At 41.0% G+C, this 15,276-nt stretch carries 15 protein-coding genes; 6 read left to right on the top strand and 9 right to left on the bottom strand.

What is annotated here, in order from left to right:
- Position 1 precedes the first annotated feature (1 nt).
- A complete protein-coding gene (locus DI060_RS06420) occupies positions 2–877 on the bottom strand; it encodes a metallophosphoesterase family protein (RefSeq protein ID WP_108974907.1) in 876 nt (291 codons plus the stop codon).
- Complete coding sequence (locus tag DI060_RS06425) at positions 874–1,122, bottom strand: lipoyl domain-containing protein (protein ID WP_108975685.1); 249 nt, start codon at positions 1,120–1,122, stop codon at positions 874–876. Before DI060_RS06425 ends, DI060_RS06420 begins: the two co-directional genes overlap by 4 nt.
- An 81-nt stretch (positions 1,123–1,203) precedes the next feature.
- Here DI060_RS06425 and DI060_RS06430 point away from each other — a divergent pair, with 81 nt between their 5' ends.
- Together DI060_RS06430 and DI060_RS06435 are read left to right on the top strand one after the other, a co-directional pair.
- On the top strand, positions 1,204–2,040 hold the full coding sequence (locus DI060_RS06430) for a hypothetical protein (protein WP_108974909.1): 837 nt from the start codon (positions 1,204–1,206) through the stop codon (positions 2,038–2,040).
- Positions 2,037–3,881 carry a chorismate-binding protein gene (locus tag DI060_RS06435; RefSeq protein ID WP_108974911.1) on the top strand — a complete coding sequence of 615 codons (1,845 nt, stop codon included), beginning with the start codon at positions 2,037–2,039 and terminating at the stop codon, positions 3,879–3,881. The genes DI060_RS06430 and DI060_RS06435 overlap by 4 nt, the downstream gene beginning before the upstream one ends.
- Here DI060_RS06435 and hslU read toward each other — a convergent pair.
- Genes hslU through xerD form a run of 4 tightly spaced genes read right to left on the bottom strand, consistent with a single transcriptional unit; the run spans position 3,878 to position 7,217 of the window.
- Positions 3,878–5,302 (bottom strand): ATP-dependent protease ATPase subunit HslU, encoded by a 1,425-nt coding sequence (gene hslU, locus DI060_RS06440; RefSeq protein ID WP_108975688.1) that lies wholly within the window; start codon positions 5,300–5,302, stop codon positions 3,878–3,880. The two genes, DI060_RS06435 and hslU, sit on opposite strands and share 4 nt — an antisense overlap.
- A complete protein-coding gene (gene hslV, locus DI060_RS06445; RefSeq protein WP_108974913.1) occupies positions 5,302–5,838 on the bottom strand; it encodes an ATP-dependent protease subunit HslV in 537 nt (178 codons plus the stop codon). Before hslV ends, hslU begins: the two co-directional genes overlap by 1 nt.
- 48 nt (positions 5,839–5,886) lie before the next feature.
- Complete coding sequence (locus DI060_RS06450) at positions 5,887–6,321, bottom strand: ATP-binding protein (RefSeq protein WP_108974915.1); 435 nt, start codon at positions 6,319–6,321, stop codon at positions 5,887–5,889.
- Complete coding sequence (xerD, locus tag DI060_RS06455; protein WP_108975690.1) at positions 6,321–7,217, bottom strand: site-specific tyrosine recombinase XerD; 897 nt, start codon at positions 7,215–7,217, stop codon at positions 6,321–6,323. Before xerD ends, DI060_RS06450 begins: the two co-directional genes overlap by 1 nt.
- Positions 7,218–7,338: 121 nt before the next feature.
- On the opposite strand from xerD, the gene DI060_RS06460 reads away from it, so the two are divergent.
- Together DI060_RS06460 and trxB are read left to right on the top strand one after the other, a co-directional pair.
- A complete protein-coding gene (locus DI060_RS06460) occupies positions 7,339–7,848 on the top strand; it encodes a tetratricopeptide repeat protein (RefSeq protein ID WP_108974917.1) in 510 nt (169 codons plus the stop codon).
- A gap of 63 nt (positions 7,849–7,911) precedes the next feature.
- Entirely contained in the window at positions 7,912–8,853 is a 942-nt protein-coding gene (gene trxB / locus DI060_RS06465; RefSeq protein ID WP_108974919.1) for a thioredoxin-disulfide reductase, read from the top strand.
- Positions 8,854–8,881: 28 nt separating this feature from the next.
- Here trxB and ilvN read toward each other — a convergent pair whose 3' ends face one another.
- Both ilvN and ilvB read right to left on the bottom strand, forming a co-directional pair.
- Positions 8,882–9,370 (bottom strand): acetolactate synthase small subunit, encoded by a 489-nt coding sequence (gene ilvN, locus DI060_RS06470; RefSeq protein WP_108974921.1) that lies wholly within the window; start codon positions 9,368–9,370, stop codon positions 8,882–8,884.
- Positions 9,367–11,073, bottom strand: coding sequence for a biosynthetic-type acetolactate synthase large subunit (gene ilvB, locus DI060_RS06475; protein WP_108974923.1), 1,707 nt, complete (start codon positions 11,071–11,073; stop codon positions 9,367–9,369). The genes ilvN and ilvB overlap by 4 nt, the downstream gene beginning before the upstream one ends.
- Before the next feature lie 118 nt (positions 11,074–11,191).
- Here ilvB and DI060_RS06480 point away from each other — a divergent pair, with 118 nt between their 5' ends.
- On the top strand, positions 11,192–12,298 hold the full coding sequence (locus tag DI060_RS06480) for a tetratricopeptide repeat protein (protein ID WP_108974925.1): 1,107 nt from the start codon (positions 11,192–11,194) through the stop codon (positions 12,296–12,298).
- A gap of 63 nt (positions 12,299–12,361) precedes the next feature.
- On the opposite strand, the gene DI060_RS06485 is transcribed toward DI060_RS06480, so the two are convergent.
- On the bottom strand, positions 12,362–14,050 hold the full coding sequence (locus DI060_RS06485; RefSeq protein ID WP_108974927.1) for a P83/100 family protein: 1,689 nt from the start codon (positions 14,048–14,050) through the stop codon (positions 12,362–12,364).
- Positions 14,051–14,177: 127 nt separating this feature from the next.
- Between DI060_RS06485 and serC the strand changes: the two genes are divergently transcribed.
- A complete protein-coding gene (gene serC, locus DI060_RS06490; RefSeq protein ID WP_108974929.1) occupies positions 14,178–15,275 on the top strand; it encodes a 3-phosphoserine/phosphohydroxythreonine transaminase in 1,098 nt (365 codons plus the stop codon).
- Position 15,276 lies beyond the last annotated feature (1 nt).

Here is a 15,276-nt window from a genome sequence, read left to right on the forward strand (position 1 = left end):
GTTAGACTTGGCCATCCTCTTCTTGATACGAAAGAAGCTTTGTAGGCTCAAAAGAACCGGACAAATTTTGATAGGACATCCTCTGAATATCCATAATTTTTGCATTCTGAATGGAGACAATGTGAAAACCGGACAGGTGTTTTGCATCGGAGCTACGTGTGCTAGAAGCTGAGTTTAGGACATGAAAGGCACAAATGTTTCCAGGAAGTTTATGCCAATTGGAATGAGAGTGCCCATGCAAATATAAAAAAGGAGGGTTACTCTGCAACTGAATCGCAACTTCTTTGCGATTAACCATTTTATGTCCGTTAGATTCCAGATAGTGATTTGGATTCCAAATGGGATGGTGGCAAACCAAAATGTAATTTTTTTTCCCTTCCGCCAAAGTTTGTTTCACCACTTCCAAAGAGACCTCTCCATTTGCTTTTGCGATGGCTAGTGGCTGGTTGGAGTCCCAACCAAAAAATGTATGTCCTGCGATCTCCTTCTTTCGTAGATAAGAATCTGATTCTATTTTTGTACCTAAAAAGGGTCCAAAAAATGATTCAAATAATGGTACAGGGTGTACGGATTTTTTTTGGTAGCGGTCATGGTTGCCAGGAACCATAAAGACCCGTTCGTCTAGAAGGGGAGCAAGCAACTCTTTTGCTTCCTCGAACTCTTTTGGATGGGAAACATTGGTAATATCTCCGGAAATGACCAAGGCATCGTAGTCAATGTTGCGGATGGTTTGTATGAGTGATTGGACGATTGAGTGGTTGTGTTTTTTTCGGCGCCGTAGGGAATAATTGGTATAACCTACGATGGCTTTGCCCCTGAGTTGGGACCAAGGTAACTTTGTTGGGAAATGAAGGTCAGAAATATGAATGAGTTTCATTCCGAAATCTCTAGAACCCCTAATATCTCACCTTTTTTTACTATGGAACCTGCTTTGACTCGGATTTCTTTTAGTTTGCCTTTGTAGGGAGACTCAACGGGGAAAGCAGCCTTGTCAGTTACTAATTCGATCAACTCCTCTCCTTCTTCTACGAAAGCACCTGCTTCTACAGACCAACGTATGAGTTCGATCTTTTCAGTATCGCCCAGATCGGGTGTCTTCAATAGAAATTCTCTCACTTGCATCGCTTTTGCTCCTCCAAAGGAAAACTGGTTTACAAATCTTACTTTATAGGGTTTTTTAACATAAAAGTTTGAATTCATTCCATGGGAAACGAGAAAATCAAATACAAAGGCCAAGAAATATTAGAAAATCTTCCTGAGATTCTAAAACAAAGAAAGTACCACTTCGAAATCAAAGGCCTCACCAAAAGTACGCGCGATATCATCAACCAAGCTGTCCAAGGGATATTAGACCAGATAGGTGCAAACCCACTTACGTCTTTTCATTTATTCAGTGGACTTATGGAAGCTTTGTTGAATGCAGTGAAAGCAAATGCCCGTTTTGTGATCTTTAAAGATGAATTACTTAACAAATTAACATCTTCGGGTACCGCATTAGAATCGGAAGCTGAAGATTTACTAAATGTGATCTTAGAAACAGAACCATTGCGAGACGCAATGCAGAGGTACATAGTACCAGATAAGATCAAAAAGACCGTCCAAAGGATACTTACCCTCTCAGATAAAAGGCGTTCCAAAAAGGGAACTCTCAGCCAAGAAGAAATCGACTTTTTGGAAATGGTAAAGGCCCGGACAAGAGCCTACCAATTAAAAATCTCTTTAAAGATTGAAATTAGAACGGCAGAATTGTACATCCGTTTACGCAATGATTCGCCTATCATGGGATTGGATTTGCAAAGGATACGAAAGAGCCGAGAAAGGCATGCTGAACTTGCTAGAGAAGGTCGCTCTGGCGAGTTTTTCCGACCTGACTTTCTAGATGAAAAGGAAAGTGCTGGTTTTGGTATCGCAATGATCGATGAAGGATTCTATAACCTTGCCTTAGATCCGCTTGAGTGTTTTGACATCCAAACCAGTAAACATGCCACGACTGTATACCTCAGATATCCAATTGAGGCCTTACAAAAAATAGAGTTTTGATCCAAACGCTTAGCTGGGAATCTTTCCATTCCGAATTTATCAATCAAAATGGTTTACTTTGGGAAGACACTCAGTCCTTTCCTGGCTATAACCATTGCACTCATTTTTTTGAACTGCTTTCCCAAGAAGTATACACCACAAAAGACATCCACTCTGAGGAACACCTAACAGATATATTTAAGAGAATCGAAGATGCCAACAAACGAGGCATCTATGTTATCGGTTTCTTTCACTATGAATTGGGATTTCCTCTCCAAAAGATTCAAATCACATATACAGAGAGTTCTCATACAGAACTTTTTCATTTGTATTTTTTTGCAAAGAAGAAGGTATTTCTGTATCAAGATCCATTGCTCTTGGATTTGCAAAAAACAGAGGTTATGAATGTTACACCTGAGATTTCGAAGGAGCGATACATTCGAGATATTCTAAATTGCCAAGATTTTCTCCGAAAAGGAGAGTCTTATGAATTGAATTACACCTTTCCTGTGCTGATAAACGGAACTGGAAATCCTTTCCATCTCTACCAAAGCTTAAAACGAAAACAAAGAACAAAGTGTTCCGTTTATTTCCAAGATGGAGATCGATATACGCTATCACTTTCTCCGGAAATCTTTTTTCAATGGGATGGGAATCAGATTTTTACAGAACCAATGAAAGGAACTGCAAACCGAGGGATGAGTTATGAAGAAGACCAAAGAATAGGAAAAGATCTTGCATTGTCTGAGAAAGAGCGCGCAGAAAATGTTATGATCACAGATCTATTTCGTAATGATCTTGGTAAAGTATCTGAAATTGGATCTGTAAAAGTAAAGAATCTTTTTCGGACAGAAGCATTCGGTACGATCTGGCAGATGACCACTCAAATCCTCTCTCAATCTTTACCTGAGATGGATTCCCTCTCATTGGTCAAAAGTCTCTTTCCCTCAGGATCAGTCACGGGAGCACCTAAGAAACGCTCAATGGAACTTCTTAGGCACTTGGAAAATAGAAATAGAGGACTATACACAGGCTCCATCCTTTGGTTTGAACGCGCAGAAGATCAATTCACTGTAACGGCAAATGTCTGCATTCGAACCCTACAGCTTCGTTACCAAAAGGATGAATGGACAGGGATGTACTCAGTTGGGAGTGGAATTACCGTACTCTCTGAACCAGAAGCGGAATGGGAGGAGTGTCTGAGCAAATTGCATTTTTTACAGAGCCCAACCTTTCCTGATTTTGAAATCTTAGAATCGTTTCTCCTTTGCGAAGGCAGGTTTCGATTTTTACAGGACCATTTGCAAAGGATGAAAGAATCAGCCTTTCGATTTGGGTTTCCCTTTGATGAAAATAAAGCATATTCTACTCTCAAAGTAGTATCGGAGCAGAGAAACGGAAGCTATAAAATTCGATTTTTACTTTCCAAGGAAGGCCATTTTAAATATGAAACATCTCCCTTCTCCCGAGACAGGTCCAAAACAAAAGTAAAGTTAGTGATGGCAAAACAACCGTTGGACAAAAAGAATATCTTTGTATACCATAAAACAACAAATCGTTCTTTCTATGATGAACAATCAAATGTCAAAAAAGAAAAGTTAGCCGATGATGTTTTGTTTTTGGATGAAGATGGCAATCTTGCCGAAACTCAGATCCGAAATGTTTTTTACAAATGGAAGGGGCATTGGTATACACCTTCTTTGCGAAAGGGAGGGCTTCCTGGAATCTTACGCAAACGACTCCTCCAGAAAGCATGGGTGCAAATCCGAGATCTGCACATAGAAGAGATTGAAGATGTTGAAGAGATCCTAGTCGGGAACTCTCTTCGAGGCCTTTCTCCGGCTAGCCTCGTTCCAAATTAAAGAATAAATCGACTTAAGTCTTTATCCTCGACGATTCCTTGTAGTTTTGAGAGTACAAATTGTTCGTCAATTTTTACCTTTTTTTGTTCCGGCAAAAGGTCTGGAGCATCGAAACTTGTATCTTCCAAGAGTTTTTCCATTATGGTATTCAGCCTTCTTGCTCCAATATTTTCATTCTTTTCATTCATCTCAAATGCCAGACGTGCGATTTCAGCAATGCCACCTTCTGTAAAGTGTAGATCTACTCCTTCCGTAGAGAGCAATGCCTCGTATTGTTTGGTCAGAGATGACTTCGGTGTGGATAAAATCTTTACGAAATCTTCTCGGGAAAGTGTTTCTAATTCCACACGGATAGGGAATCTTCCTTGTAATTCAGGAATCAAATCAGCAGGTTTTGACATATGAAAAGCACCCGCTGCTATGAATAAGATATGGTCCGTTTTAACAGGACCTATCTTTGTATTGACAGTGGAACCTTCTACGATAGGAAGTAAATCTCTTTGAACACCTTCCCGCGAAACATCTGCTCCTGAACGATTTTCCTTACCAGCAATCTTGTCGATTTCGTCCAAAAAGATGATACCCATGTCTTCTGCACGTCGGACTGCTTCGGATTGCATTTTGTCTGCATCCATCAACTTATCGGCTTCTACATCGATCAGAAGTTTCTTTGCATCTACGATTTTGAGCTTTCGTTTACCTTGTTTTTTGGGAAGCAAGTCTCCTAAGAGATTTTGGATTTGTTGGTCCATTTCTTCCATATTTCCGGCACCAAATACTTGTAACATGGGGAGACCATTTGTGGGATTTGATTTCGGAAGGTCCAATTCAACTTCTTGTTGATCCAATTCACCTTTGCGTAATTTTTCTCGAAATCGCTCGCGCGATGAGAGGTAACTCTGTTGCCTTTCCTGTTCTTCAGGGCTTAAATCTTCAAACTTTTTGGTAAATATAGGAGGAAGGATTAGATCTAAGAGATAATCTTCCGCTTTTGCATTTGCCTTTTCTTTTACCAACTCGCGGAATTCGGACTTTACTAAGTTTAAAGATATATTGGCCAGATCACGGACCATAGACTCTACATCTCTACCTACGTACCCAACTTCAGTATACTTTGTTGCTTCCACCTTTAAGAAGGGAGCTCCACATAACTTAGACAAACGACGTGCAATTTCAGTTTTGCCTACACCAGTAGGCCCAATCATAATGATATTTTTTGGATAGATTTCTTCTCGGATTTCCTCGGGCAATTGTCTGCGGCGCATACGATTTCTTAAGGCGACGGCCACTGCTTTTTTTGCATTTTTTTGGCCGACGATGTATTCATCGAGTCTGTTTACAATTTCACGAGGGCTTAGGTCAAGGACAGATTTGGAAGTCGGTTCGCCAATTGCTTCTGCAAGGATTTCTTTCAATTCCATCATTCAATCTCCTCTAGGACTAAATTGTGATTTGTATAAATACATATATCTGCTGTGATTTTCATTGCCTTGGTAACAATCTCTTTTGGGCTTAAACTTGTGTTTTCAACAAGAGCTCTTGCCGCACTCAAAGCGTAGTTTCCGCCTGAACCGATCGCAAGGACTCCGTCATCTGGAGAAATGACATCTCCCGTTCCAGAAATCAGAAAACATTCAGAAGCATCGCAGACAATGAGAAGAGCCTCCAATCGTCTGAGCATGCGATCCATTCTCCATTCACGGGCAAGTTCCACTGCTGCACGGGAGACAGAGCCACTATGTTCATTTAACTTTTTTTCGAATAGTTCAAAGAGTGTAAATGCATCTGCTGCGGAACCTGCAAATCCAGCGAGCACTTTCCCGCCATATAACCGACGTACTTTTCTCGCTGTATGTTTCATTACGGTTTGGCCCATGGAAACTTGCCCATCGCCACCCATTGCTGTCTTTCCGTCTTTTTTTACACAAAGTATCGTTGTCGCATGAATCGATTCCATACGGATAGATTTCTAGCTGTGAAATAACTGTCTAGGAAAATGAAAAGATTACTTTTTTTTCACCATGACCATCTGGTTTCCCATTTCAAACGATTGGTCGAGATAGTAGTAATCTGTGAGCTGTTTAATCATAAAAAGGCCAATTCCATGTTCGCGATAATCGCTCAAATCAAAGCTTTTTAAATCATTGGGCAGGGCTTTCTTTCCGTAGTCTCGGATTCTGATCTCCAATCGGTCTTTATCAAAAAAAAACTCTATGAAAATCGGTTGGTCATTTTTCCCTTCATAAGCGTGTTTGATTACATTCGTAAGTGCCTCACCAAGGATTAGTTTCAGATCGACGGAATCCATAAGCGAAAAACCTTGTTCGAGAGCTAAGTGGAAAAAGAAATTTCTTGTAGTGGAAATGTAACGAGGGTGAGAAGGGATTTGCAAACGGACTACGCGAGCGTAATCCGTTTTTTTGGGTTTGGACTCTGCCATTAGCCTCTAGGGTGATACTTCTTGTGCACTTCTTTTAGCGTTTTGTTTGCCATATGAGTGTAGATTTGAGTAGTCGAAATATCGATATGACCTAGGAGTTCCTGAACAGACTTTAGGTCTGCGTGGTTCTCTAACAAGTGTGTTGCAAATGAATGCCTTAGAGTGTGTGGTGTGACTTTCTTTTTGATTTTGGTGCGTTTGATATAGTGATTCAACAATCTCCATACCGACTTACGATTGATATACGATCCTTTTTTTGAGACAAAAACAAACTCACAAGTTCTCTTTTTTAATATCTCAGGTCTACTTTCTGTCAGGTATTTTTTTAGAATTTCAAGAGATTTTTCACCGAAAGGAACGAGTCTTTGGCGACCGCCCTTGCCTTCCACTGTGATTGCCATATTTTCCATATCAACATCAGTCATCCTGAGGTTGCATGCTTCGGAAATTCGCAAACCAGAAGAGTACAAAAGTTCAAAGATACATTTATCTCTCAATTCATAAAGATTATCTTCTTTGATATTATTGAATAAATCTTCTATTTCACTTTGGGTCAAATAGTCCGGAATTGTTCTCGCGACTTCCGGTGTTTCAATCTTTTCCGTTGGATTTGAATCGAGACGTTTCTCATCTCTTAAAAATTTATAAAATTGCCGAATCGCAACCACTTCTCTAGCCAATGTCTTTGCAGAGATTTTTCTCTCTCTTTCTTCTTCAAGAAAACGCATGATATCATTGGTTTTCACTTCTAAAAAGTTGATGTGTTCTTTTTCAAGGAAGATTGCAAATTTGTTGAGATCGTAACCATAGGAGTATATAGAGTTATCACTTAACCCTTTTTCTACGGATAGATATTCTTGAAATGTTTGTAGTAATTGATTCTGCGAACTTGGCAATTTGGAACCCATGGTAACTCTCTTATGTTACTTAAAAGTTCGGACAAAATGACTAAAGAGACTTATTATTTTTTTGCCAGATCACTCGTAGAAAATAAAAAAGGATAGAGAGACATATTTTATGCGACTTCTTTTCATCATTTATTTTGCCTTTCTAGTATTCTCTTGTAGTGGAAAAGAAGCAAAGCTATACCATGAAGGGAAATCCTACGAAGAAAGTGGAGAGAAAACAAAGGCTCTTTATTACTATGAACTTTCACTCCGCGAAAACCCTGATTATTTGCCTGTTTTGAAACGTATGGGACTTCTCTTGGCCGAGTCTGCAGAGGCAAGGGCTACTTCTCTCTTTTATCTGGAAAAGTACCACGAAGCAGAAAAGGAAGACCTAGAAGTCAACCGTGAGCTCTTCCGCTTATACCTTTCCTCTGGCTACGAAAAAGAGGCACTCCAGATTTTAGAAGAGATACGGTTTCAGGGGAAACAAAATGAACTCAGTTTTTTTGAATCAACGTATTTTTGCCTGACAAAACCCAACAAACAAAAGGACTTTCTGAAAGTTTTGGAAGAAAGTCCCTTGGCAAATGACCCCTACTACGCACCCTGGGTTCGGACTTGTGAACAAGGCCTCTGATTTTTTCCCAAAAGATCGAGAGGGATTCCGTCTAAATTTAGAATCATTTTAAAGAGGTTGAGAATGGCACATAAAGTAGTGATCATTGGGTCGGGGCCCGCAGGGCATACAGCGGCCATCTATGCGGCGCGGGCCAATTTAAACCCAGTGATGTATGAAGGCTTCATGGCGGGCGGAGTGGCTGCCGGCGGACAGCTGACAACAACCACTGAGGTAGAAAACTTCCCTGGATTTCCTGAAGGAATCGATGGAACCAAATTAACGCAATTATTTAGAGAGCAATCGGTAAAGTATGGTACGACCATCCACACCCAAACCATCACAAAGGTAGATTTTTCAAAAAGACCCTTTGTACTCTGGTCGGATGACGAACGGATAGAAGCAGAATCTGTCATCATCGCGACGGGAGCAACGGCCAAACGTATGCACATCCCAGGTGAGGAAACCTTCTGGCAAAGGGGGATTTCCGCTTGTGCCGTATGTGATGGTGCTCTCCCAATCTTCCGAGGCAAAGAGTTGGCTGTAATTGGGGGCGGTGACTCAGCCGTAGAAGAAGCAAACCACCTAGCTAAATTTGCGTCCAAAGTGTACTTAATCCATAGACGGGATACCTTACGCGCCTCGCAGATCATGCAAAAAAGAGCAATGGAACACCCAAAAATTGAGATCCTCTGGAACCAGAATGTGATTGAAGCAAAAGGGGAACAACAAGGTCTTACTTCAATCGTATTAGAGAATACCCAAAACAAAAACCAATCCCAACTATCTGTAGGTGGACTCTTTTACGCAATCGGGCACGTTCCCAATACGGAGATCTTCAAAGGCCAACTCGATTTAGATGAGACTGGTTATATCAAAACTGTCCCAGGCACAACCCAAACCAACATCGAAGGTGTGTTTGCCGCCGGAGACGTACAAGATAAGATCTATAGGCAAGCCATAACGGCAGCAGGAAGTGGTTGTATGGCGGCTTTGGAAGCAGAACGTTGGTTAGAAGGTCATTAGAAAAGAAACAAACTAGAGAAAAAAATCCCTAGTTTGCTTTTTGGTTTCGATAGGCAAGGGCAATTTGACCTGTCCTTGCAATCTCTCTGATTCCAAATTTTTGCATCAGTGCGATCATGTTCTCAACTTGTCGCGAGTTGCCTGAAAATTCCATCAGGAGTGAGTCTTCTGTCATTTCCAAAACACTCGCACCAAATCCATTGCAGACTGCCAGAGCTTCCGAACGATTTGCTTCCGTAATTTCTATGGAAATCAAAACGAGTTCTCTTTGTACAGAACTAGCATAAGCCATATCTTGCACACGTAGGACATCTGGTAACTTTAATAACTGGTTTTTGACATGTCCTACAGTCGTTTCGTCCCCACGTAAGACAATGGTCATGGAAGAGACTTCCGAATCATCCGTAACACCAACTGCAATCGAATCGATGTTATAGCCTCGCCTTGTGAAAAGTCCTGAAACATGGCTCATGACACCAGGGTGGTTGTTGACTAAGATGCTCAAAGTATGTTTCATTTTTTTAACTTCGCTAAATCTTTAAATTCGATAAGATCTCTTTGGGATTTTCCAGATGGGATCATAGGAAAGACTTTCTCTTCTGCAGGGATCATCACTTCAATCAATGCCGCACCGGAGTCCTTTAAGAAAAAATCTAAACCTGCGTGGATTTCTCCTTTGGAAGAAATCTTCATAGCAGGGATGTCATAAGACTCAGCCAACTTCACAAAATTTGGGTTATACGTCCATTGCGATTCGCTGAATCTTTCCTCGTAAAATAGCTCCTGCCATTGGCGCACCATCCCGAGAAAATTGTTATTAAAGAGGAGGATTTTGACACCTAATTGAGATTGTGCGATCGTCGCTAATTCCTGAATGCACATTTGAAAACTTCCATCACCAGTCACACAAATGACAGTCTTGTCTGGATTGCCAAATTTTGCACCGATGGCAGCAGGCAAACCATAGCCCATAGTACCTAAACCGCCAGAAGTAAGCCAGTGGTTGGGTTCATCAAATGAATAGTATTGTGCCGCCCACATTTGGTGTTGGCCTACATCGGTGGATACAATGGCTTTGCCTTGTGTCCTTTCATACACCAAACGGAGAAACTCTTGTGGTTTAATGGAATCCCCGGAATTGTCAAAGCTCAGTGGGTGCTCTTTTTTAAGTGTTTGGATCCTTTTTTGCCATTCACTTCTGTCTACCGTCTTGATGTAAGGTAGTATCTCACGGATGGCATCCTTAAGATCTCCGTGCAGAATGTAGTCTACATTTACACGTTTATTGAATTCGGCCGCGTCAATATCGATATGAGCACGCACTGCATTTGGAGCAAAGTCTTGGTACTTGGCTACTCGATCGTCAAACCTCGCGCCTAAGTTCAAAATATAATCGCATTCCAAGACCGCCTTGTTTGCGTATGCAGTGCCATGCATACCCAACATCCCCACATTCTGCTCATGCGAACCAGGGAAAGCGCCAAGAGCCATCAGTGTATTGGTTACTGGGGAATTTGACTTTTCAGCCAATTGTTTGATTTCTGCGGAAGCAAATGAGTTGATGGCACCTCCTCCCACATATAGAAGAGGACGTTTTGCACGGTTCAAGGCATCAGCAAACTCTTGGATGTCACCTTTGACCGTTTGTCTTTCATAATGGTGTTTTGCGATCTTTAATTGAGTTGCCTTTCTAACAGATGTTTTTTGGTTTTGGACATCCTTAGGAAAGTCTAAAAGCACAGGTCCAGGCCTTCCCCCCAGCGCAATTTTTGTGGCCTCTTCAAAATGGCGTGGGATATCATCTGCTTTTTTTATGAGTGCGTTGTATTTGGTGATTGGGATGGTGATGCCGTAAATGTCAGCCTCTTGGAATGCATCCGTTCCGATATCTGTAGTTGGGACCTGTCCAGTGATGGCCAGGATAGGTATGGAGTCTAGTTTAGCATCTGTAAGGCCGGTGATTAAATTTGTGGCCCCAGGACCAGATGTTGCAATACAAACACCCAATTTGCCCGTAGAACGAGCATAACCTTCTGCCATATGGATGGCTCCCTGTTCATGCCGAACGAGAATGTGTCGTATTTTTTTGCTGTGGTAGAGTTCGTCGTAGAAAGGAAGGATGGCTCCACCGGGATATCCGAAGACGATTTCCACACCTGCTTCCTCTAAAAGCTCTACCATCAATCTGGCGCCAGTGATTGCTTCGGATGTATCTGCCATTTCAATTCCCCTAGAGCCATTTCTTCAAAAAAGGGTCTTTCGTCAATGTTCTCTCGTTTTTGAGTCGATTTTTGCCAGTTTAATTTTGAAGCTGTAAAGAAAGCAGTGTTTCCTACGAATGGACAAAATCGAAATAGAAAAAGCCCCAGAAGACGAAAAGTTTTCTAAGATCAAAGCTCTCGCCAAAGAAGCTTACCGCTTCCTAGACCAAGGTAGATTCAAAGAAGCCAAAGAAAGATTGGAAATCCTTTTGGATGAAGATCCCCAAAATACCTATGGACTTGTGGGCATGGGTGACTACTACGCAAAAACGAAACAACCCGAGGAAGCCATTAAATTCTACAGACGCTGCTTGGCTGGCGACACCACCAATAAATTTTCTCTCATGGGTCTAATGAATTGTTATCGAGACTTAAGTAGCCTCAAAAAAATCATAGAAGTTGCCGAAGAATTTCACCACATAACAATCACGGATGCGAGCATTTTGTCGCGAGTAGCAGATGCCCATAGAAAGCTAAAGAATTTCAAAGAATCTGAAGTGTATTATATGGAGGCTCTCCAACTCAATCCAAATGATCAATATGTCATTGTTGGTTTAGGTCATTTGTTCTTTGCTTGCCAAAGATATTCTGAAGCCATCCATTGGTGGGAAAAGTTATTATCCTCACAACCTAACAATATAAAGATCTTAACCGAAATTGGCAATAGCTATCGTAAAATCAAAGACTTTGACAAAGCTGTCATTTACTACGAAAGAGCGAAAGATTTAGATGCAAAAAACTTCTTTGCGCTCTACGGACTTGCAGAATCCTTCCGAGGCAAAAAAGATTTTGAAACTGCAATTTTATATTGGGAAAAGATTCTTGAATTTGATCCAGAAAACAAACTCATCATCAATCGATACGCAGATTCTTTGCGTGGACTTGGAAAGTATGATAAGGCTCTAGAATGTTTTAATAAAATTTTAGCGAGCGGAGAAGATTACTTCGCATTACTGGGTAAGGCTGCTGCCTTAAAACTCATAGGTGACCACTTAAAAGCAGAAGAGATTTACCTGACTCTACTCACAAAGTCGCCAAACGATCCCAGACCCGCATTGGAACTTGCTGATTTGTGGGACTTAATGGGGAAACGAGACAAGGCCATCCATATGCTGGAAGACCTGTCCAAAAAACTCCCTTCCAACGAATCCATCCGTGAAAAGATAGAGTTTTTAAAAGATTAAGTTTCTTTGGAGTACTAGAGAGAGAATGGAAAGCCGATGCAAACGAGCATCGGCTTTTTTTGTTTAAGGAGCGATGGTTTTTATTAAACTCAAGTCTTCTTTTTTGAAAACTTTAATGGTTGTTTTGTCACCCTCTTTCGGTTTACCAGTCACATAGATTTTATCACCAAAGAAGGTGATTTCCGAATTTTCCTCGATGGCTTCCTGTGAACGAGCTTCAAAGGTCAGGTCATTTTTGAATCTTGCAACATGGTATTTATCCTGAAACTTTTCAACCACATAGATCTTGTCTTCACGGTTGATCATAGGTGTTCTCCAGAAAATATCTGCAGCTTGGCTAGTCTTTTTCACCGCTAATTTGTCTGGGTCCAAAAGCACTAGTTTGTGTTTTCTTGTCTCTACCTTGTCTCCATCATAACCAAGAACCAAAACACCTTGGTTTGCGATCTCTTTGAAGTCTTTGGAACAGATATTGTTGTAAGGACTTTTGAAGAGAGCATCGTCTTTGGTTGTGTCGATAGCCCAAAGTTCGTTTGAATAGTGTCCATCAGCATCATATTTGATGAACTTCATAAAAAGGATTTTGTTGTTGATGACATTGTCACTTTGCTCTTCTTTTTTCTTGAGCTCCTCTTTGACTTCTGCGAGTTCTGTCTTCAACTCTTCTACTTTCTTTTCTGCTTCTTTAACAGCTTCTTCTTTTTTTGTTTCGGTGGTTGCGGATGTTGAATCACCACCCTCTTTACGAGCTTCTTCTTTGGCAGCGATTTGCTCTTCTTTTTTCGCTAACTCTTCTTTCTTTTCCTCTACTTTTGCCGCTTGCACTTCTGTTTTAGCGGTTTCTTGTTGGATTTGTTTGATTTCTTCAGTCTTTTTCTCAATTTCTACTTTGTTTTTTACAGGATCTTTTTTGAGTTCATTGAGTTTTGCAACTTCAGAAGCTTCTTTTTTCTTTAAGTCTTCTTTTTTGGACTGAACTTCTTTTTCTTCTTTTGCAACTTCGTTCTTTTTGTCCTGAAGGATCTTTTTCTCTTCTTTTAGTTTTTCTGTCTGCAAGCTGTCCATTTTTTTGGCTTCTTCTTGCATCTTTTGTTTTGTATTTGGATCTTTCTCTTTGTCTTTTACGAGTTTATTGACATCTTTTTCCAACTCATCGGTAGTGATGTCCTTTCCACTATCTTTCAAAACATTCTTTTCTATAGGAATGACCAATTGAGTTTTTCCTGACCAATTGCGATAGTTTGTATCGATACCCGCTTTATCAGCACTTAACTGCTTTAATACGGCTTCTGAATACCTGGATTGAAAAAACTTCAGATCTTTTCGGTGTGCTGCATTATAATAAACCAAATACTGAGCTATCGTATCAGCTCCAGAAGATTTATATTGGAAGGAAGTTTCAACATAGGCAGCTAGGATTCGAACAACTGAATTGATATGGTCGAAGGATTGAGATTCATTGATAGTAAGGATATCGGCACCTAACTTTCCATCCGCGCCTGGTTGGATCCTTTGTATGCTCACCCCACCCTGTGTGGATGAATCAGAATTTTTGAGACCTTCGGCAAGCTTCTTACCTTGCGCTTGGTTTTCTTGTAAAATGTCCGAGTTTGCTTTTTTCGTAGATCGGTTGATAAACTCGATTCGTTTCACTCCTTTGATTTCCGACTCTCCTAAAGGAGCTTTCGTTTGTGCAGATAGTCCTAATGTAACAGCGAACACCAACAATGTGGCGATGCGAAATCCTTTCATTTCACCCTCGATCCAATTTATTTTAAAGAATGCGCCAAGTATACTGCCTCCAATTGAATCTGCAAAGCAAGTTTTCCTAGGAAAAAGATATTTACCCTAAATCTCAGCGACAGAATTTGGAGGTGAGATGAGCCACTTCACTAGCCGCATTTACAATTTCAACGCAGGCCCAGCCATGTTGCCCACAGAGGTTATGGAAATTGCCCAAGGAGAATTCCTAAATTACCAAGGGACGGGAATGTCGGTGATGGAAATGAGCCACCGAGAAAAACACTTCCAAACCATTTTAGATACGGCAGTGCAATCGCTGAGAACACTTCTCAATATCCCGGAACGGTTTGGCATTGTGTTTTTTCCGGGAGGCGCCACTCTCCAATTTTCTGCGATTCCTTTGAACTATTTGCAACCGGGAGAATTTGCTGACTTTTCTGAAACAGGAGTCTGGGCAGTCAAAGCGATGGCTGAGGCAAAGAAATTCTATCCGAACGTTCAGTCCGTCTATGATGGAAAGCCAAATGCTTATACTGAAATCCCCGATTTGACTGAGGCGGATATCCACCCAGGCGCAAAATACCTACACATCACTTCCAACAATACAATCTATGGGACTCGGTACTCAGAATTTCCGAAGCTAAGCAAAACTCCTTTGGTCGCAGATATGACAAGCGAACTCCTAAGCAGAAGTTTAGACCTCAATCAATTCTCTGTCATCTTTGCAGGAGCCCAGAAGAATATAGGTCCTTCTGGAATCACAATTGTAATCTTTGACAAAGAAAAACTCCCCGAAGTCAAACACCCGATTCCCAACTTAATGAACTATGCCCTTATGGAGAAAAATGGTTCTCTTTACAACACACCTCCTACCTACTCAATTTACATCGCAAAACTAGTGTTTGATTGGCTTATCAAAAAAGGAGGTCTCTCCGTGATGGAAAAGGAGAACGAGGAAAAAGCAAAGGCTTTGTATGATGCCTTAGATGCTTCCAGTCTATTTTATGCGCCTGTTCCAAAAAAACATAGATCCGTGATGAATGTTGTCTTTAAGTCCAATGAACCCAAACTAGAAGCAGAGTTTTTGAAAGGTGCCGAAGAAAACGGTTTGGCGGGTCTCAAAGGATACCGTGACGTAGGTGGCTTCCGTGCTTCCATTTATAATGCTATGCCCAAATCAGGGATCGATACCTTGGTTTCCTATATCAAACACTTTGAAAGTTCAAAGGCTTAAG

Origin of the sequence: Leptospira ryugenii (assembly GCF_003114855.1) — a bacterium.
Lineage (GTDB): Bacteria > Spirochaetota > Leptospiria > Leptospirales > Leptospiraceae > Leptospira_A > Leptospira_A ryugenii.

Bases quoted from the DNA above. Each gene is read 5' to 3' on its own strand.
- ilvN (WP_108974921.1), bottom strand. From the start codon at position 9,370: ATGAAACATACTTTGAGCATCTTAGTCAACAACCACCCTGGTGTCATG.
- DI060_RS06420 (WP_108974907.1), bottom strand. From the start codon at position 877: ATGAAACTCATTCATATTTCTGACCTTCATTTCCCAACAAAGTTACCT.
- DI060_RS06485 (WP_108974927.1), bottom strand. From the start codon at position 14,050: ATGAAAGGATTTCGCATCGCCACATTGTTGGTGTTCGCTGTTACATTA.
- hslU (WP_108975688.1), bottom strand. From the start codon at position 5,302: ATGGAATTGAAAGAAATCCTTGCAGAAGCAATTGGCGAACCGACTTCC.
- DI060_RS06425 (WP_108975685.1), bottom strand. From the start codon at position 1,122: ATGCAAGTGAGAGAATTTCTATTGAAGACACCCGATCTGGGCGATACT.
- trxB (WP_108974919.1), top strand. From the start codon at position 7,912: ATGGCACATAAAGTAGTGATCATTGGGTCGGGGCCCGCAGGGCATACA.
- DI060_RS06480 (WP_108974925.1), top strand. From the start codon at position 11,192: ATGGACAAAATCGAAATAGAAAAAGCCCCAGAAGACGAAAAGTTTTCT.
- serC (WP_108974929.1), top strand. From the start codon at position 14,178: ATGAGCCACTTCACTAGCCGCATTTACAATTTCAACGCAGGCCCAGCC.
- ilvB (WP_108974923.1), bottom strand. From the start codon at position 11,073: ATGGCAGATACATCCGAAGCAATCACTGGCGCCAGATTGATGGTAGAG.
- DI060_RS06450 (WP_108974915.1), bottom strand. From the start codon at position 6,321: ATGGCAGAGTCCAAACCCAAAAAAACGGATTACGCTCGCGTAGTCCGT.
- DI060_RS06430 (WP_108974909.1), top strand. From the start codon at position 1,204: ATGGGAAACGAGAAAATCAAATACAAAGGCCAAGAAATATTAGAAAAT.
- DI060_RS06460 (WP_108974917.1), top strand. From the start codon at position 7,339: ATGCGACTTCTTTTCATCATTTATTTTGCCTTTCTAGTATTCTCTTGT.
- hslV (WP_108974913.1), bottom strand. From the start codon at position 5,838: ATGGAATCGATTCATGCGACAACGATACTTTGTGTAAAAAAAGACGGA.